The sequence below is a fragment of the Pseudoalteromonas sp. TP27 genome (assembly GCF_056470645.1).
Genome location: NZ_JARDAK010000009.1, coordinates 68,914 through 86,554, shown reverse-complemented (window position 1 = coordinate 86,554; position 17,641 = coordinate 68,914). Strand labels below are relative to the sequence as shown.

16 protein-coding genes and 1 pseudogene are annotated in these 17,641 nt (G+C 37.4%); 8 read left to right on the top strand and 9 right to left on the bottom strand.

Annotated elements, in window-relative coordinates; translation table 11 throughout:
• Nucleotides 1-31: 31 nt before the first annotated feature.
• Entirely contained in the window at nucleotides 32-526 is a 495-nt protein-coding gene (locus tag PX700_RS12230) for a phosphatase domain-containing protein (protein WP_479520845.1), read from the bottom strand.
• 327 nt (nucleotides 527-853) lie between these two features.
• On the opposite strand from PX700_RS12230, the gene PX700_RS12225 reads away from it, so the two are divergent.
• Nucleotides 854-1,294: a hypothetical protein gene (locus tag PX700_RS12225; RefSeq protein WP_415638253.1), complete on the top strand. Its 441-nt coding sequence runs from the start codon at nucleotides 854-856 to the stop codon at nucleotides 1,292-1,294.
• Between the two features lie 191 nt (nucleotides 1,295-1,485).
• Here the strand turns inward: PX700_RS12225 and PX700_RS12220 are convergent.
• Nucleotides 1,486-1,698: pseudogene (locus PX700_RS12220) on the bottom strand (tyrosine-protein phosphatase); the annotation flags it as partial.
• Between the two features lie 90 nt (nucleotides 1,699-1,788).
• On the opposite strand from PX700_RS12220, the gene PX700_RS12215 reads away from it, so the two are divergent.
• On the top strand, nucleotides 1,789-3,987 hold the full coding sequence (locus PX700_RS12215) for an exonuclease domain-containing protein (RefSeq protein ID WP_479520844.1): 2,199 nt from the start codon (nucleotides 1,789-1,791) through the stop codon (nucleotides 3,985-3,987).
• Nucleotides 3,988-4,029: 42 nt separating this feature from the next.
• Here PX700_RS12215 and PX700_RS12210 read toward each other — a convergent pair whose 3' ends face one another.
• A complete protein-coding gene (locus tag PX700_RS12210; RefSeq protein ID WP_479520843.1) occupies nucleotides 4,030-4,914 on the bottom strand; it encodes a DMT family transporter in 885 nt (294 codons plus the stop codon).
• Between the two features lie 120 nt (nucleotides 4,915-5,034).
• Between PX700_RS12210 and PX700_RS12205 the strand changes: the two genes are divergently transcribed.
• Together PX700_RS12205 and PX700_RS12200 are read left to right on the top strand one after the other, a co-directional pair.
• A complete protein-coding gene (locus PX700_RS12205; RefSeq protein WP_479520842.1) occupies nucleotides 5,035-5,319 on the top strand; it encodes a hypothetical protein in 285 nt (94 codons plus the stop codon).
• Between the two features lie 142 nt (nucleotides 5,320-5,461).
• Nucleotides 5,462-5,725, top strand: a complete 264-nt coding sequence (locus PX700_RS12200; RefSeq protein ID WP_479520841.1) for a hypothetical protein — start codon at nucleotides 5,462-5,464, stop codon at nucleotides 5,723-5,725.
• Between the two features lie 2 nt (nucleotides 5,726-5,727).
• On the opposite strand, the gene PX700_RS12195 is transcribed toward PX700_RS12200, so the two are convergent.
• Genes PX700_RS12195 through dinG form a run of 6 tightly spaced genes read right to left on the bottom strand, consistent with a single transcriptional unit; the run spans nucleotide 5,728 to nucleotide 10,567 of the window.
• On the bottom strand, nucleotides 5,728-5,880 hold the full coding sequence (locus PX700_RS12195) for a DUF2496 domain-containing protein (protein ID WP_415638258.1): 153 nt from the start codon (nucleotides 5,878-5,880) through the stop codon (nucleotides 5,728-5,730).
• Nucleotides 5,864-6,145 carry a late competence development ComFB family protein gene (locus PX700_RS12190; protein ID WP_166420264.1) on the bottom strand — a complete coding sequence of 94 codons (282 nt, stop codon included), beginning with the start codon at nucleotides 6,143-6,145 and terminating at the stop codon, nucleotides 5,864-5,866. The genes PX700_RS12195 and PX700_RS12190 overlap by 17 nt, the downstream gene beginning before the upstream one ends.
• A 53-nt stretch (nucleotides 6,146-6,198) precedes the next feature.
• Nucleotides 6,199-7,092 carry a histone deacetylase family protein gene (locus PX700_RS12185; protein ID WP_479520840.1) on the bottom strand — a complete coding sequence of 298 codons (894 nt, stop codon included), beginning with the start codon at nucleotides 7,090-7,092 and terminating at the stop codon, nucleotides 6,199-6,201.
• 13 nt (nucleotides 7,093-7,105) lie between these two features.
• Nucleotides 7,106-7,714: a primosomal replication protein gene (locus tag PX700_RS12180; RefSeq protein ID WP_165740536.1), complete on the bottom strand. Its 609-nt coding sequence runs from the start codon at nucleotides 7,712-7,714 to the stop codon at nucleotides 7,106-7,108.
• Between the two features lies 1 nt (nucleotide 7,715).
• Nucleotides 7,716-8,492 carry a sulfite exporter TauE/SafE family protein gene (locus tag PX700_RS12175; protein ID WP_010553699.1) on the bottom strand — a complete coding sequence of 259 codons (777 nt, stop codon included), beginning with the start codon at nucleotides 8,490-8,492 and terminating at the stop codon, nucleotides 7,716-7,718.
• Nucleotides 8,492-10,567, bottom strand: a complete 2,076-nt coding sequence (gene dinG / locus PX700_RS12170; RefSeq protein ID WP_479520839.1) for an ATP-dependent DNA helicase DinG — start codon at nucleotides 10,565-10,567, stop codon at nucleotides 8,492-8,494. Before dinG ends, PX700_RS12175 begins: the two co-directional genes overlap by 1 nt.
• A gap of 194 nt (nucleotides 10,568-10,761) precedes the next feature.
• Here dinG and PX700_RS12165 point away from each other — a divergent pair, with 194 nt between their 5' ends.
• The 4 genes from PX700_RS12165 to PX700_RS12150 all read left to right on the top strand — a co-directional run bounded on the left by PX700_RS12165 (nucleotide 10,762) and on the right by PX700_RS12150 (nucleotide 17,381).
• On the top strand, nucleotides 10,762-13,104 hold the full coding sequence (locus tag PX700_RS12165; protein WP_479520838.1) for a DNA polymerase II: 2,343 nt from the start codon (nucleotides 10,762-10,764) through the stop codon (nucleotides 13,102-13,104).
• 338 nt (nucleotides 13,105-13,442) lie between these two features.
• Nucleotides 13,443-16,214 (top strand): TonB-dependent receptor plug domain-containing protein, encoded by a 2,772-nt coding sequence (locus PX700_RS12160; protein ID WP_479520837.1) that lies wholly within the window; start codon nucleotides 13,443-13,445, stop codon nucleotides 16,212-16,214.
• 67 nt (nucleotides 16,215-16,281) lie between these two features.
• Nucleotides 16,282-16,977, top strand: a complete 696-nt coding sequence (locus PX700_RS12155) for a 2OG-Fe(II) oxygenase family protein (protein ID WP_415638265.1) — start codon at nucleotides 16,282-16,284, stop codon at nucleotides 16,975-16,977.
• Between the two features lie 101 nt (nucleotides 16,978-17,078).
• Complete coding sequence (locus tag PX700_RS12150; protein ID WP_002958250.1) at nucleotides 17,079-17,381, top strand: H-NS histone family protein; 303 nt, start codon at nucleotides 17,079-17,081, stop codon at nucleotides 17,379-17,381.
• Nucleotides 17,382-17,641: the final 260 nt, after the last annotated feature.

Below are 17,641 nucleotides of genomic sequence, written 5' to 3'. Positions count from 1 at the left end.
TTAGCACTATTCATAGTGCTAAATTTTTTTCTTACTCCTCAAAGTTATCAAAGCACTCTTTTTGTAATTCTATAGTCAGTGCTTTAGGGCGTATGCCTTGTACTAGGTTGTATACCTCCTCTTCTGTGTAACCTGCCGAATTTAAAATAAGTGCAGCGACCAACCCTGTGCGGCCAGTGCCGCCTTTACAATGTATGGCAATGGTTTGCTTGTGTTGTATAGCTTGTAATATTTTGGTTTTGTGGGTGTTCCAGCTTGATGTAAAAGGCTGTTTTGGTGCTTCGTCGTCATTTATAGGTAAATGAAACCACGTTATATCGTGCTTATTGCACTCACTATTAATTGTTTCTACGTTGTTTTTTTCAAGCTCCTTTTGCGGCATAAGTGAAAGCAGCATATTAGTGCCAGCCGCCTTTAATGTAGCAATTGAATCCGCTAGGTTTTGTGTTTTTGTGCCAGGGCAAGGCGTAAAAATAATATTTGCGCCGTTTTTGAGTGATAAAACATCGTACGGGTGCGCGCTCATGGTAAGTCCTTTATTTTTAATAAATTTACTTTTATACGATCACTACAGCGTGTTTTAGTTACAACTTTAAGATTGAATAATAAGCACAAATTGTGCAAATGATTTTGCCCCCTTTATATAGTCAGTATGTAACTAATAAACAGGAATATTATTACGAGCATTTTGATTTAATCGAGGGTTACAAGAGCTTGCGTGCTTTAATACATTAGCTGAGGCGCAATCTAATTACGTTTTAAAACGTCACAGTTTAGTATTAAAGTATTGGCAAAATCAGGGTAATAAAATAAAGTGACTGTCTTTGTAAAAATGTTCGTTAGCTGAATGACTATGAAAGAATTACTTAAACTCATAAATCGAAACTTCGAAGATAAAGAAGTGCAATCGTTTCTGACATCTTACTCTACTTCATATGGGTATGATGACGATGAAGACGAGTACTACGTATCTCTCGAAAATATTGGCCTTGAAATTATTGGAGACAATAAAAAACGCATCACTACTATCTTCCTGTCTTCTAATTCAAGAGGTGCAATAAAAGAATATTCGCCGATTAAAAATGGCCTAAGCTTTAGCTCAAATAAAAGCGAAGTAAGGGCAGTTATGGGTACTCCTACCTCTTCAGGCAATCCACTTTCAGATACGATTCTGGAAGCTACTGGGGGATTTGACAGATACGACAATGAGAAATACGCAGTACATTTTGAGTATTCCAAAAAAGATAGCACTATTTCATTGATTACACTTATGTGTATAAATGATGCCCCCTAAATATGCATATCTATAGCTTGACTACTAAACACTGAATTGGCTATATAGTTGCCAACAGCTTTAATTATAGACATATGGACTCATCATATTTGAAGCTTATAATCAACTTCACTATGGCACTTTGCTAAAAATGTGCTTAGTGGGGAGTACAGGTATAGAAATTATCATGGGTAGATATTGTAGTGGCATAGTTAATTTGGCCACCCATTATTAAAGTACTCTTTTTGCAGTTCTATAGTGAGTGCTTTAGGGCGAATACCTTGTACTAGGTTGTATACATCTTTTTTTGTGTAACCTACCGAATTTAAAATAAGTGCAGCGACCAACCCGATGCGGTCAGTGCCGCCTTTGCAATGTATGGCAATGGTCTGTTTGTATTGTATGGCTTGTAGTATGTCGTTTTTTAAATTCAGTGCTTATCGACTCTACATTATTTATATATGGCAACTATAGCCATTACTGATTACAACTTTAAGATTGAATAATAAGCGCAAATGCTAGATACTGTTTTTATATACAGTTGTGGCGATATTATGAAAAAAGAATTACCAGCAAAATACTATTTAGCGCATTTTAGAGAGCTTATTGAGTTTGTAACAAGTAAATGTATGCATTTGCTTGAGCCTAAACATAGTGAATTTATTAGTAAAATTAACCAGCTTGATGAGCAAAGCCAGTGCATGTTGGCGCGCGTGTATTCGCGAAAGCCTTATTTGGTGCAAGCGCAATCGCTTAATTATGAAGAAATAACCTCGCCGCATCAGGCTATTTATACGCTAAAAAAAGCCGGTATTTTATTTGAGCCAAACGAGCAGCATTACTCGCAGCTTTTGGCTCATTTAACCAAACCTACTTTGCTTGAGTTACTAAGTAATTACGACGAGCAAATAAGCTTTAAAAAGAGCGCCGCTAAAGGCGCGCTGGTGGATATTGCCCGTGAGTTTTTTAAAGCATGCCCACACGAGCTTGCGCCACTTTATAGCCAATATGTAATTAATAACCGCAGTGATTATTACGAGTATTTTGAGTTTTTATTTGCGGGCAAACTAAGCGGTGGAGATGTGAATCATCAAAACCGTTTTGTAATGCGAGATTTAGGCTTAACCGCTACGCGCGAAGGCCACTGCGAGAGTTTGTCGCGCTTTGAAACACTTGACGAAGCCCAATCAAACTATTTATTAAACCGTTACCGGTTAGCATTTAAAAATATAACCGATGAGAGCGATTACGTTGCTTTAGCGCCGCAGGTTTTACTGCAAGCCGCGCACGGTGCAATAGCTGTTGCGTTCAAAAACAAATTATTAGTAAGGCTTTATCGGCAATTAAAAGGTGTTGATAGCGAACTTGCGTTTAGCTTACTTGAAGGGTGCGTGGATGATAGCGAAGCACAAGAAATTCAGATAAGAGAGCAATACAGGCTTGGTAATAAAGAGTGGGTAAAAGCACGACTAGAAGCCATTATCGAAAATCCGCTTACCGATGATTTACTGTATTTTGCTGACGACTTTTTAATGCGTAAGTTTAATAAAAAAACACGGTCGCGTTTAAGTGCCATGCTTAGCGATACCCAGTGCGTGCTAGAAATAGATGAACTGTACCGAGGTGAAGTAGAGCAGGGTGTAAACGATTATTATACTCGCCAAGGTATGGCTGTATTTAATACCGAAAACACGCTTTGGCAAAGTTTGTTTGGTTTAGTATTTTGGCACGAATTATTTGTGGAGTCGCCTTATCCGCCATGCAATGAGTTTGATATTTATCCGCAAGTATTAAGGCTTGGTAACTTTAATGAGGCGCAGCAAGCACAAATAAATGAGCGCTTAGCGCAGTGCCAAACGTCGCAAGCATTACTTAATTTAGTGTGTAAAAATGCAGCGCAATACTTTGAGCAACCTAATGGTTTATTTAGATGGCATAAAGAGCTACTACAACCGTTAGAAGCACTCATTTTAAATAGCCCGCATGAGGCATTAATTACTCATTTAACCAATATGAGTAAGCATTATTTACAACTAAAAGACGGCTACCCCGACTTAATGGTTATCAATAATGGCAAAGTACATTTTGAAGAAGTAAAAGCACCGGGCGACAAACTTAGGCGCAACCAATTAACCACCATTGATAACTTAAAAAATGTGGGCTTTGAGGTACACATTGCCGCTGTTAAATGGTTTGTAGATCCAAACCGTATTTACAGCGTAGTAGATATAGAAACCACAGGCGGCTTAAAAGGCGGTAACCGCATTACCGAAATTGGCCTTGTAAAAGTACAGCATGGCAAAGTGATAGACACCTGGACGACACTTGTAAATCCACAGCGGCACATACCCGGATTTATAACGTCATTAACTGGTATTAGCGACAGCATGGTGCGAAACGCCCCTGTATTTGCCGAAATAGCACAGCCATTGTTAGATAAACTCGCAGGCAGTATTTTTGTAGCCCATAACGTTAATTTTGACTACGGCTTTATTAAAAAAGAATGCGAGATGGCAGGGCATTTTTTTAAAATGCCAAAAATGTGCACAGTGGTTGAGTCGCGCAAAGCGTTTAAAGGTTTAAAGTCGTATTCGCTAGGTAATCTCTCATCGCATTTTAATTTAAATTTAACCAGCCATCACCGCGCACTTGCCGATGCAACCGCCACTGCAGAGCTGTTATTACTTATTCAGCAATCCCAAAGTAGCGAATAAGCAGTAAATCTTAACGTAAGAAGTAGTGCGAATTTAAGGCACTTAGCTTGTTTTAGCTAAGTGCCTTTTTCGTGGTAAAAAACCAGTAACCAGCATAGTGCCTACAATTACAAATAGTGCGCCTAGTAATGTATTTGGCCCTATTTGCTCATCTAAAAATAAATGCCCCCAAAATATGCCAAATAATGGAATTAAAAAGGTGACAGTGAGTGCTGAAGTTGGGCCTATATCGTCAATAAGTTTAAAAAATAATATATATGCAAGCGCGGTACATACTACGCCCAGTACTAATACACCTAGCATAACGTTGGTGGTTGGAACTTCACGTATTGGCATAAATAAAATAAGTGGCAATACCATAAAACTCGACGCCCACATTGAGCCATGAGCGTTATCGAATGGAGCCAATTTGGGCGCATTTTTAGTGTAATGCGATGCAATGGCATAGCAAAGTGAAGCGCTTAATGCCGCTACTATGGCTATGATTGATTGGCTATTTAATACAAAGTGATTTTGGCCAACAAGTATTGCAACACCTATTAAGCCAAGTAGTAAACCAAGCACCATACTTTTATTGGGCTTTGTTTTCGTCCATAAAATACCTACTACTGCGCCCCATATTGGTGTTGTAGAATTTAAAATTGATAAAGTAGAAGCGCTTATAGTTTGTGCTGCATAGGCAAAAAATAAAAACGGCAAAGCTGAATTAAACGCGCCTATAATAAAAAAGTGTTTTTTGTGTTCAATAAAGGCTAAACGGCGCTTTAAGTATAAGGCAACAATAAATAAAGTAACTGCGGCAAAGCTGACTCTAAACTCAATTAATACTGCAGGCCCCAAGCTGTTAGCTGCCATTCGCATAAATAAAAATGATGCGCCCCAAATAGCGGCTAGAAAAAATAATCGCAGTAAGCTTGCTAAGGTCATGATAGTATTTTAATTATGCTGATTGGCTTTTAGAATAACAGGGTTTATAAAAAGAGTAAGCCATATTCGGAACTGGCATATAAAAACCTAAATTCAAGAAATAATAAATTAAGGATAAGAATGAAAAAGTTCTCAGTAGCTGCAGCTTCTATGGTATTTATCACTTTGTTGGTTGGATGTAATTCTAGCCCAATCAGCCTTTATAGTGATACCACCATGAAAAAGAATGAATACAATGGTATTAAAGCGTATCGAAAAGGGCAGTTTGAGGCCGCTTTCAATTATTTAAAAGAGCCTGCTGGGCTAGGCTATAAAAGCGCACAGTACACATTGGCGTTTATGTTTTTGAAAGGCCAATACTTGGAGCAATCTACTAATACCAATTCCATTAAGTATGTGATCTAAATTTTACGCCGAAAAAATAATTCAGTTCTAGGCGTAAATTGATGTAAATGGTTGTTCCCTTTGCGAAATTTACAACAAAGAAATGGGTTGTTTTAGCAAGTAAAATAGATCAGCTATTTATTGGAGTTGGTATAAACTAGGGATGGGCTGGCTAGGTGTTGCAAAGGAAGCGGGGGTTGAAAATTGGTCTGCGCAATACGATGCATTTTACAGTGCAGCGACTACGCAGCAAAAACAACTAATAGATGAAACAGTTGCGTTGTATATAACGCAATTTGGCGTTAAGGCACAAAATATGACCTGTCGTCGTTCAACTTCGCCTAGGCGTACATTTGGTGAAGTTAAAATTGATTGCACTAAGCACGAAGGTATCGTTACCGAGCACGAAATAAAAATAATAGAATAGAGTTATAGCTTTTCTAGCTTCTTTTCAAAGTCGCTTTTAACTATTTCAAGTGCTTTGAGTACTTCTTCTGGGGTAACATCGTGTTGCTCTAAAATCATTATTAAATCTACTGCGAGCTTAATATGTGTAGGGGCTTGATCAAGTGGGTTTGTCATTTAACTCTTTCTTTTTTGATATTTGGCTTATGGCAACATTTATAGCTGTTTGCACGCGTTGTTCCATATGTATGCGTTCTGATTGCGGTAAATAAAATGCCATATCTACATCGTAGCGAATGTATCGTGGTGGGAGTTGGTTTAGTACTGTACAGCAAAAGTCAGCCATTACGTCTTCATCATATTTTTCGTCAAGTTTAAGTTTTATAACTTCTTCGACTACAATTTTCTCGTAATAGTTGTGTATGTCTTCGTGTAATCGCATATTCCCACCGCTTTAAAAAATAATCCGTTTAACTGAGTCTATACTAAGGCTTGCTATAAATCGATAGCGGCTTTAAAGAGTTGTTTATGAACGTTAATTAGCTCACTTAAATTACGCTGATAACCTCCGCCTAGGGCGCACATTAGTGGAATTTGCTGTTGCTTACAAAAGCTGAGAACAAAAAAATCGCGCTTATATACGCCATCCAGTGACACATCAAATAAGCCTAACTCGTCTTTAGTATAAATATCAGCCCCAGCGTTATACAAAATAATATCAGGGTTATGAATACGCATGCAAAAATCGAGTGCTTGCCTTAATGTAGCAAGGTATTCAGTGTCTGTTGTTTTAGCAGGTAATGCAAAATCGTAAGTAGACTGTTGTTTATTACGCGGGAAGTTTTGTTCACAATGAATTGAGCAGGTAATAATTTGGTCATGGTTTTGAGTGATTTGCGCTGTGCCATCGCCTTGATGTACGTCGCAATCAAAAATTAAAACAGTGTCAGCTTGCTCTGTATCTATTAAATGTGCGGCGGAAATAGCTAAATCATTAAAAATACAAAAACCACTACCGTAATCACTGTATGCATGATGATAGCCACCACTTAAATTAGCCGAAAAACCATGTTTTAGCGCGTGTTCACTACTTTGGATGCTTGCACCAACTGATAGTAATGTGCGCTCTACCAATTCATTTGAATAAGGGAAGCCCATTTTTTTTATGGCTTTATTGCTAAGAGTCCCAGCTAAAAAGTCATCTATATAACGTTGGCTATGACATAGCGCAAGTTGAGGTGCGGTTGCTTTTTTAGGTGCTTGAAAAGCATTTGCCAAAACACCGAGGCTTTCTATTTCGGTTTTAAGTAACTGATATTTTTGAATAGGAAACCGATGACGTTCTGGCAGTATAAGGTCTGAATACAATGGGTGATAATAAAGCTGCATAGTAAAGTGCGCCTTAACGCAGTTGTTGTTTTTCTACTTGTTGTATTTTGTCCTCAGTGGCAGAAATTGCTTTTCTGCAGCGACCTAACCGAGCATGTGTGCTTAATATTTCAAGGTTAAGCTTTTGTGCTTTAGCAGGCGAGGCTTTATCCATTTGCATTTTACGCTCTTCAATCATGAGTACTAACCGACGTTCAAACTCATGGTTTTGTTTTAATTCGTCGTAAAGTTCGTGCGACGATTGCATTATTTTTTGTACAGCGTGCTTATAAACAGTTTGCTTAGGGCGAGGTTTATAATGGCTTTTGTTTTCTTTAACCCAAATAGGCGTTGATTTAATAACGTTAAATACGGCTTGTACTTGTGCGCCAATGCGCTCAAGTGCGTAGGTATAAGCATGACGATGCTCGCTTGGCGGTAATCGTGACACTTCGTCTTCAATTTCTATTACGTAATCGGCTAGGTTCATGCTTTTTGTACTAAAAACTGCGCGGTCAAACAAGCTCGGTTGCGCCTGCATATAACGGTTTTTAGAAAACAGTTTAGCTTTATCAAATTGCTCAGCTTGTTGTTTTAGCGTTGCAACTTGTTGGCGTAGTTTATCTAAAGCCATTGAATGCATATTAAAAGTAAGCCTCGTAAATTAGTTTTAATGCTAAAAGTATAACCATAGTATTAAATACTGGGCGAATAAATTTGCTACCAAAACGTATTGCCGAATGCGCGCCAAACCATGCGCCTAGCATAATAAAAAAGCCCATTGTTATGCCAAGTAAAAAGTTTACATGTCCGAGTGCTACAAAGGTGATGAGCGATATAAAATTAGACACAAAGTTCATTGAACGCGCTAGGCCACAATTGAGTAGCAAGTTCATTTTATAAAGCATGCCATTGGAGGCTGTCCAAAAAGTACCGGTACCTGGGCCTGCTAAACCATCAAAAAAGCCTAATGCTAAACCTTGTAGCCATTGTTTTATTTTCATCGCTTTGTTTAGTTTAGGGAGTTCATCGCCTTCGGTGGTACTTAAATTACCAAATAAGCTATAAGCGGCAACTAAAATAATAATAATAGGCAGTAGCTTGTTTAAAAAGTCGATACTTAAATGGTCAACAATAACAGTCCCTATCAATGCACCTATTGCGGTTGCAATAACGGAGGCTGCCCAAAATTTCGGACTAAATAAGTTCTTTTTGTAATAAGTATAACTGGCTGTTAAAGAACCAAAGCTAGCCGCTAATTTATTGGTGCCTAATGTTAAATGTGGAGGTAAGCCAGCAGTTAATAAAGCGGGCACAGTTAACATGCCACCGCCACCGGCGATAGCGTCTATAAAACCTGCGGCAAGTGCAACAGCACATAAAACAGCCCAGGTTGTTGGATCGAGTGCGAGTTCAAACATTAATAATCTATTTGTCTTTTAAAAGGTGGTAGGGTGTCGAGCATGGCTTTACCGTATCGCTTAGTAACTAAGCGTCTATCGAGAATAGTAATACAGCCTTCATCACTCTCTTTTCGCAGCAGTCTACCACAGCTTTGTACCAATTTCTTTGCGGCATCGGGCACGGTAATCATTAAAAACGGGTTACCACCTTTGCTTTGTACAAATTCTGCTTGCGCTTCTTCTATAGGCGAAGTAGGTACAGCAAACGGGATTTTAGTAATTATTAAGTTCTCTAAATATTTTCCAGGTAAATCAAGGCCTTCTGAAAGGCTTTGTGTTCCAAATAAAATACTGCCTTTGCCTTCGTCTACATTTTTGGTGTGTAACTTAAGTAAAGCTTCTCGCGACATCTCACCTTGTACTAATAAGTTAAAACCTTTTGTTCTAAGAAACTTTGTTACATGGTCCATTTGCCAGTAAGAAGCGAACAATACAAGGTTCGCTTTTTTATCATTTAGGTACTCTGGTAAAGTTTTAGCTAGGTGATCACTAAAGTCTTTATCGGTTGGTTCTACTTTAGATACCGGAATACGTAAAGTGGCTTGTTTGGGATAATCAAAAGGAGAAGGTACTTTTATAAATTTAACGCCTTCTTCTTTAGCAAGCCCTGTTTCGTAAGCAAAGTGATCGAACGAGCCGAGTGCACTTAATGTGGCAGAGCACAAAACAGCGCCTGCGCATTCGCGCCATAATTTATCTTTTAGGTAGTAACCGACCTCAATAGGGCAGTCGCTTAATAAGTGATCGTGATGGCTTTTATATTCAAGGCGTTTTATCCATCGTGCATGCGGAGCACCTTCACCTTTTTTAGCATAACTAAACCATAGTTTGTTTAGCTGCTCTAAGCGGTTTATGTATTGCCCGCTTTCGCCTAGTATTGGGTCGGCAACGTAAGGTTTTATGTCGCCATCGCTAACATCTTGGGTAAGGGTGTCGTGCATTTTGTTTAAACAGCGCAGCGCATCTTGCGTGGCTTCGCTTATGTCTTTTGCTTTACTGTGCAATGATTCTGGAATTTCACCGTGTTCAAAGCGATAAGTATCGTCTTTTGAGTACTCAAAATCGGCATTGTCGAGAATATCACGCACTACTTTTAAATCTTTATTTGCATCGTTAATACTGTCGCAAAGTTTAAAGTTTTGCCCAATAGCTCTTTGCCCCACTAAAACCTTCGCCATTTTTCCGCTAAATTTGGTGAGTTTATCAAGCCATTCTATGGTGCCTTTAATTGTGGCCGCTGCTGATGAAAAGTCGCGAGTGATGTGCGCTAAATGATGCGCTTCATCAATAACATAAATGGTGTTGTCGGGTTCTGGTAAAATTTTACCACCACCTAAGTCTAAATCGGCAAGTAATAAAGAGTGATTAATTACCAGTACATCCATTTGCATAAGCTGGTTACGAGCAAGTTGAAAAGGGCACGTTTGGTGTGCTTTCATTTGGCGTTGGCAAGAATGTTTATCACACGCTATTAAGTTCCACACTCTATCGGGTACTGTGTCAGCCCAGCTGTCTCTATCGCCTTGCCATTTTTTATTTACATAAGCGTTATATAACTCATTTAAACATTTGGTTTCCATTGCGCTTAGTGGTGAAGTAAGCGTTGGCATAAAGTCCATTTGTGTTTGGCTATCGCCGTTTACAGCATTATGTAATTTGTGGGCACAAATATAACGATGGCGACCTTTTACCAAATCAAACTTAAAGTCGAGGCCTGAATGCTTTTTAAAAAATGGGAGTTCTTTTGCTATTAATTGTTCTTGCAGTGCAACGGTTGCGGTAGAAATAACGAGCTTCTTTTTTTGCGCTAAGGCAAGCGGTAATGCGCCTAAACAATAAGCAAGAGACTTACCGGTACCGGTGCCTGCTTCAATTACGCAAATGCGCTGCTTTTTATGGTATTCGCCAGCAAGCGTTTTTGCTATCTCGGCTACAAGGTAGTTTTGACTGCTACGAGGGCGATAATCGTTTAGGTTACTAGCCACATGCTGGTGTACTTGCCTAATTGTTTTTTTTAGTGAGTCAGAAAGCATGGGATGATTTACCTAAAGTATGTATATAATTACAGTGCTATGGATTTTAGAGTTATAAGAGTGTAACTACAAGAAGTGATGAAATTAATTTAGCAAAATAAAGTCTCTGAGTGTTTATTTAGGTTGAGTATATGGCTTTAAAGCATTTTGAATTAAGTAAAAACTTACATATATATGTATAAGGTTTAGTAATAGTGTACCTAACAGCCGGTTTTATTGTTTCCTCTCATGCTTATGATACTGCAAGCGGCATATGCTACGAAGCGTGGTTTTGTAGTGATCAAGGGCCTATAAAAACGGTGTCGGCTAATGAGAGTGCCTTGTTTTTTATTAAAAGCAAGGATGCTGAAATAGCGAATGAAATATTAGTAGCTGAATCACTTAACTTTAATATTAAAAGTCTTGAGCTAAAAAACTTTCAGCAAGAAGATATGTCGGCCTGTTACTTCAAATCACTCAAACACTTTTATTCTGCTGCTAAAGCTTTAAAGCAACGTGGCGTTGTATTATTTGAAGAAGATATTCGACCAATAGAGCGCTATTTAATGGAGCGCTTTATAAAAGGTGGAGCTTGGATAACGGGTAATGTATTTAAACAAGACGGCTATACATTAATAACCGACGCTAAATTAAAAGCGAATGAAGAATATTCCCCAACTCTTAATAAGCTCTCGTTAGACATTGAATGTAACGAAAGTGGGGTTTTGTTTTCTGTTGGATTAGTGGGCTGTAATTTAGACTGTGTTTTAATGATTGGCGAGCCAGATAGAGAGGCTACCAACCTAGAGTTTGATATTATTTGGTGTGTAGATGAGGCTGAGCTGTTAAAGGGGTTAGAGCATTTTATTAAGCTTAGCGATCCAGATGTAATAATTGGCTGGAATGTAATTGAGTTCGACTTTGCTGTTATTCATGAAAGAGCTGAAGCACTCGGGGTTAAGTTATTACTGGGTAGAGGAAATCAGCCTTTATATGTTCGCAAAGGACACTTTACTCGGGTATCGATCCCTGGCCGATGTGTGGTTGATGGAATAGACACATTAAAAAATGGCACATATAGCTTTGAGAGCTTTTCGTTAGCTAATGTTTCAAATCAAGTGTTGGGTGAGTCTAAATTAATCGACACGGCTAATAGTTTGCAGGAAATTATTAGGCAATTTAACGAAGATAAACTTTCTTTAGCAAAATATAATCGACAAGATTGTATTTTGGTAAATAAAATTTTTGATAAATTAAAGCTACTCGATTTTTCTATTATAAGAACAAAGCTTACGGGGTTAGAGCTTGAAAAAAAGGGTGGCTCTGTTGCTGCTTTTATTAATATGTATTTACCGTTACTGCATCGCAGCGGTTATGTTGCTCCAAATATGGGCGATCATGGGCTTACATTTGAAAGCCCTGGCGGTTATGTCATGGAGTCTATTCCTGGCCTTTATAAAAATGTCATTGTTTTAGACTTTAAAAGCCTATACCCCAGTATTATGCAAACTTTTTACATTGATCCTCTCGGACTAATAGAAGGTCTGCAAAATCCTGAACATAGTGTGCAGGGTTTTAATGAAGCCGTATTCTCGCGAGACAAGCATCACCTCCCTCTACTTGTTAAAAGCTTAGCGTCTCAAAGACAGCTTGCCAAAGATAATCAAGATCAAATGCTCTCTCAAGCAATCAAAATAATAATGAATAGTTTATATGGCGTTCTAGGCTCAAAAGGATGTCGGTTTTACGATCCTAGGTTATCGAGTTCTATTACGTTAAGAGGGCACGAAATAATGCTACAAACTAAAAGGTGGATAGAGGAACTTGGTTATAGCGTTATTTATGGCGATACCGATTCTACGTTTATTAAGTTGGATGATGAGCTAACACCAGATGAGTGTAATGAAATTGGTGTGTTTTTAGCTAAAAAGATAACTACAGATTGGGTTAACGAGACTAAACAAACGCACAACTTAACAAGTCATTTAGAAATAGAGTTTGAATCTCTTTATAGCCCTTTCTTTTTACCAACAATAAGAGGGAAGCTCGTTGGCTCTAAAAAGCGCTACGTAGGTAAATTAATTAAACCAAGCGAATCAAAACTAGTATTTAAAGGGCTAGAAACAGTAAGAAGTGATTGGACTAAGCTTGCTCAGCAGTTTCAATATGACTTATTTACAAGTCTTTTTGATGGAAATTTAAATATAAATGACCTTGTTAAAGACTATACAGCAAAGTTATACCAAGGTGATTTTGATCATTTACTCATTTTTAAAAAGAGATTAGGTCAAAACTTAATCGATTATAAAAAAAACATCCCTCCTCATATTAAAGCAGTTAAGAAACATCAGAAAAAAAATAGCGAATTTACAGTTAATAGAGGTGAATTTGTTACATTTGTTTACACAACAGGCGGAGTTGAGCTGTATCAAGGCCTTCATAACTATGACTATGCAATTTATTTAGAAAAGCAAATTGTACCGTTAATTGAAATGGTGGAGCCTGTAATATACGAAGATATAAAAGAAAGTGAGATTAATCAATTTAAATTATTTTAGTTATCATTTTAAATAAATGTGTTTGTTAAACAGGCTGTTATAATGATTTTAAGTTTTGAGGGAAATTCATAATTATATAAAAAACCTCATCTTGTATCATCATATCTTAATTCTCTCTGACCACATTTCTATTGTTGTTATATTTACATTTGTTGTATTTTATAAATAACTACTTTTATTTTTTGTTTTTTTGTAAATAAATTAATTTATTTGGTTAGCTAACTGTTGACCTTTTGGTTGAGTTAAGATTACTATTCAAGTCGGGATAGGTGTTGTAATTAATTACAAACCTATTTTTAAAAATAAAATAATTAAAATAGTATTCTAGGGAGAATCAAATGTTAAATAATAAAGTTTCAAAAGCTGTTCGCTTAGCGATTGCTTTTGGTGCAGCATCAACAGCTGCTTTTTCAGCAAGTACAATGGCTGCAGATGAAAGTATTGAGAAGGTTGAACGTATCCAAGTAACTGGCTCGCGTATCAAACGTACTGATTTAGAAAGTGCAAGCCCTGTATTAGTTCTTAGCCGCGAAGACTTAAATGCAAGCGGTCAATTAAGTATTGGTAATATACTTCAACAAATTCCAGCAGCAGGCGCAGCTTTAAATACAGCATTTAATAATGGCGGTACTGGCGCAACGAACATGGATTTGCGTAATCTAGGTGCTGAACGTCTATTAGTATTGGTTAATGGTAAACGTTGGGTATCATCATTAGGTTCAACTGTTGACTTAAATACCATTCCTGCATCATCTATTGAACGTATTGAAGTTGTTAAAGATGGCGCTTCTGCAATATATGGCTCTGATGCGATTGCTGGTGTAGTAAATATCATTACACGCAAAGACTTTGAAGGCGTTGAATTTTCAGTATATGGCGGCGAAAACTCTAAGTATAATGATGGTCGTCAATATTCTGCAGACATTACAGTTGGTGCAACTTCAGACCGTGGTGGCTTGATGTTTAATGCTAGTCACGTGACGCAGCAACCTATTTGGGCTGGAGACCGTGATATATCTTCAAATGGTAATAGTACTACAACTGGTATTGGACGTATGCGTCTAGATTCGAGCTCTATTTCTTCTGATCTTCGCAATGATTTATTATCGCAAGGTTATACTGAAAACAATGCTGGTGAGACAAATGCAGGGTTTGATATCGTACCAAATGGCGCTGGCAATAATGTTGGTTTAGATTCATTCCGTGACCGTGATGGAGATGTATACAATTACGCTTCAGAAAATTACTTATCAACTCCACAAGAGCGTAATAGTTTTTATGTGCAAGCATTTTACGATATTTCTGATGATGTGAGATTTGTTTCTGATTTCATGATGACAAACCGTAAATCTTCTCAACTACTTGCGGCAATGCCTTTAACTATTGGTGCTTCTTTTGGGGCATCGGCGAGTAAAGTAGATATTCATGAAAATAATATTTATAACCCGTTTGGTGAAACTCTATATGGTGACGCAGCTCGCTCAGGTGTAGATGGTTATACTCCTTATGCAGCGCAACGTCGCTTTATTGAAGCGGGTAACCGTATATACGAACAAAATGATACAACTTACAGAGCTATGGTTGGTTTTGAAGGCAATATTGGTGATACATCTTGGGTATGGGATGCTTCATATATATATGGTAAAAATAGCCAAGATGAACTAACTACAGGTTTATTAAATCTGACACGCATCAACCAAGCCTTAGGCGATAATTGTAATGCTGCTACATCATGTGTACCTTTAAATTTATTTGGTGGTGCGGGATCTATTACTGACGAAATGACTGATTTCGTTACATTTGATAGTGTTGGTCGTTCTGGGTTAGAGCTTAAAGATTACACTTTAAACTTTGCCGGTGATGCATTTGAACTTCCTGCTGGTATCGTTGGAATGGCTGTTGGTTTTGAGCGTCGTGAAGAAACTGGTTACGACACGCCAGATCCTCTTACGGCTACAGGTGAATCATCTGGTAACCAAAGAGATGCTACTGAAGGCGGTTTCCGTTTAGATGAAGCCTATGTTGAGCTTTCAATACCTGTTCTTGAGACACTTACAATATCACCAGCAATTCGTTATTCTGATCATAGTGCTTACGGTAGCAACTCTACGGCTAAAGTAGGTGTGGAATTCCGTCCATCAGACGATTTACTATTACGTGGTACTTGGGCTGAAGGCTATCGTGCTCCTTCAATTTCGAATTTATATGCGGGTAATGCTGATTCTTATCCAACACTTACAGACCCATGTAATTCTGTAGACGGTGCAACACCTAACCTACCAGGTTGTGCTGGCGTTCCTGATGGATATAATCAAGCGAATACACAAATTCGTAAAACAAATGTATCGTCACCAGATCTTAAGCCTGAAGAGTCTGAATCTAAAACGTTTGGTGTTGTTTACAACCCGAGCTATGTTGAAGGTTTAGAGTTCACTATCGATTACTACGATATTGAAGTTGAAAATGCTATCAACCGTTACGGCTCTTCACGCTTACTAAATGAATGTAGCACTGGTGAAAAAAGCTCATCTTGCGATTTCATTGACCGTGATTCAAACGGTAACATTGTAGATATTCGTGACTTCTTACAAAATGCTGGTACTTATAACGTAGAAGGTATCGATTTCTATACGGCTTACAAATTTGACACTCAGTATGGTAACTTTAAAACATCATTAGATATTTCATATGTTATGACGAACGAGTTTGATGGCGATGACCAAGTTGGAATACAGTTTGGTGATGCTGGTTACCCTGAATATAAAGGTACATTTGCAGTCGATTGGTCTATGGGCGACTTTGATGCTCATTGGCAGACTCGTTATGTAGATCGTTTACAAAATAATTACGATATCCTTTACGGTGCTGAGAATTACCCAAGCATGGCTGATTACATTGGATCTTACTTTGTACATGATATTTCAGTTGGTTATGCAATGGATGCATACAACACTAAACTTTCAATAGGTGTTGAAAACTTGTTTGCTAAAGAGCCTTCGAAGGAATATGAGAATAATGACTTTGCAATCTCAACTAACAACTTCTCTGTTACAGAGTATGACGTTAATATGGATCGCTTTGTGTATGTAAGAGCTACAGTTAAGTTCTAAATTATTTAGAATCAATTGTTTATTTAAAAGCCACTTTTTAAGTGGCTTTTTTAATTATGGATTTTTAATGTTTGAATTAAATAAAGAATTAAATACTACCAAGTTGTGTAATGAGTATGTATTAAAAAATAGAATTTTGATTCATGATATTTTAGAAGAAGATTCTTTAAATTTAATTACGAATACCCTTAGAAATGAAGTTAATTACTTAAATGCTTACTCTCTAAACTCGCAATTTATTCAATCTTCAGATGAAGAGTTAAGGAGGATGACTCCAAGTGATAAGAGAGATTTGCAACAAACAATTTATAAGAACGCGAGCAATGGCATTGGCTTTTTTTATGGTCGGTATGAAATTACAAAACGCGAAGAAAACATAGTTCTAAATAAATTGCATAGCTATCTGAATAGTGAACTTTTATTGAGCTTAATAGGTGAAATTACAGGGGTTAAAAAATTAAAAAGTGCGAGTGTTCAATTAACTCGTTACATACAGGGTAACTTTTTAACTCGACACAACGATGTTTTACCTTCAAAGCAAAGAGCGATAGCATTTGTGTTTGGTTTTACCCCAGAATGGCACCCTGATTGGGGGGGGCTACTTCATTTTTATGAGCAAAGTGGTAATTTAACTGAAACATATGTACCTAGCAATAATGTATTAGCATTATTTGACGTAACATTGCCGCACTCTGTTTCTTATGTAACCCCTTTCGCTAAAAATAGCCGGTATTCGATTACTGGTTGGTTTAATCTATCATAAGTATTAAATTGATCATGCTCATTGATAGTTATTTTTTAAATTCCATTTATACTAAAGAGCATATTTAAATAAATCCAATCATATAATTTAGCGAGATATAAATGAAAGAAGTCCGATCTTTTATTAAAACGGCATCATTAACAGAGCTTGAAAAGGCTCAACAGCTTATCAATGATGCAATTTCAAAATATACCCAGCAGCAAAAAGCGAAACAGGAAGTTTTGGATCTTTTAAAAGAAAAAGGACTTACGCTAGAAGATTTACAAGATGGAGCATCTGACAAACGTACCAAAGTTAAGCCTAAGTACCGCATGGAACTTAATGGTGAAACTATTGAATGGACTGGCCGTGGCCGTCGTCCTAAAGCGTTTGAAGGTGTTGAGCTTGAGAAGTTTTTAGCCTAAAGCTAAATATAAGAGAAGCTTCGGTTTCTCTTTTTTGTTTGCCCCTCTATTAATACCAATACCAATTCCAATAAATAGCTGATCTATTTTACTTGCCATAACAACCCATTTCTTTGTTGTAAATTTCGCAAAGGGAACAACCATTTACATCAATTTACGCCTAGAACTGAATTATTTTTTCGGCGTAAAATTTAGAACACATACTTAATGGAATTGGTATAAATAAAATTAAAGTTTAAAACTCCTAGCCATTATTTGCT

Coding starts and splice junctions, on each gene's coding strand:
- PX700_RS12230 (WP_479520845.1), bottom strand. CDS start 526: ATGAGCGCGCACCCGTACGATGTTTTATCACTCAAAAACGGCGCAAAT.
- PX700_RS12225 (WP_415638253.1), top strand. CDS start 854: ATGAAAGAATTACTTAAACTCATAAATCGAAACTTCGAAGATAAAGAA.
- PX700_RS12215 (WP_479520844.1), top strand. CDS start 1,789: ATGCTAGATACTGTTTTTATATACAGTTGTGGCGATATTATGAAAAAA.
- PX700_RS12210 (WP_479520843.1), bottom strand. CDS start 4,914: ATGACCTTAGCAAGCTTACTGCGATTATTTTTTCTAGCCGCTATTTGG.
- PX700_RS12205 (WP_479520842.1), top strand. CDS start 5,035: ATGAAAAAGTTCTCAGTAGCTGCAGCTTCTATGGTATTTATCACTTTG.
- PX700_RS12200 (WP_479520841.1), top strand. CDS start 5,462: ATGGGCTGGCTAGGTGTTGCAAAGGAAGCGGGGGTTGAAAATTGGTCT.
- PX700_RS12195 (WP_415638258.1), bottom strand. CDS start 5,880: ATGACAAACCCACTTGATCAAGCCCCTACACATATTAAGCTCGCAGTA.
- PX700_RS12190 (WP_166420264.1), bottom strand. CDS start 6,145: ATGCGATTACACGAAGACATACACAACTATTACGAGAAAATTGTAGTC.
- PX700_RS12185 (WP_479520840.1), bottom strand. CDS start 7,092: ATGCAGCTTTATTATCACCCATTGTATTCAGACCTTATACTGCCAGAA.
- PX700_RS12180 (WP_165740536.1), bottom strand. CDS start 7,714: ATGCATTCAATGGCTTTAGATAAACTACGCCAACAAGTTGCAACGCTA.
- PX700_RS12175 (WP_010553699.1), bottom strand. CDS start 8,492: ATGTTTGAACTCGCACTCGATCCAACAACCTGGGCTGTTTTATGTGCT.
- dinG (WP_479520839.1), bottom strand. CDS start 10,567: ATGCTTTCTGACTCACTAAAAAAAACAATTAGGCAAGTACACCAGCAT.
- PX700_RS12160 (WP_479520837.1), top strand. CDS start 13,443: ATGTTAAATAATAAAGTTTCAAAAGCTGTTCGCTTAGCGATTGCTTTT.
- PX700_RS12155 (WP_415638265.1), top strand. CDS start 16,282: ATGTTTGAATTAAATAAAGAATTAAATACTACCAAGTTGTGTAATGAG.
- PX700_RS12150 (WP_002958250.1), top strand. CDS start 17,079: ATGAAAGAAGTCCGATCTTTTATTAAAACGGCATCATTAACAGAGCTT.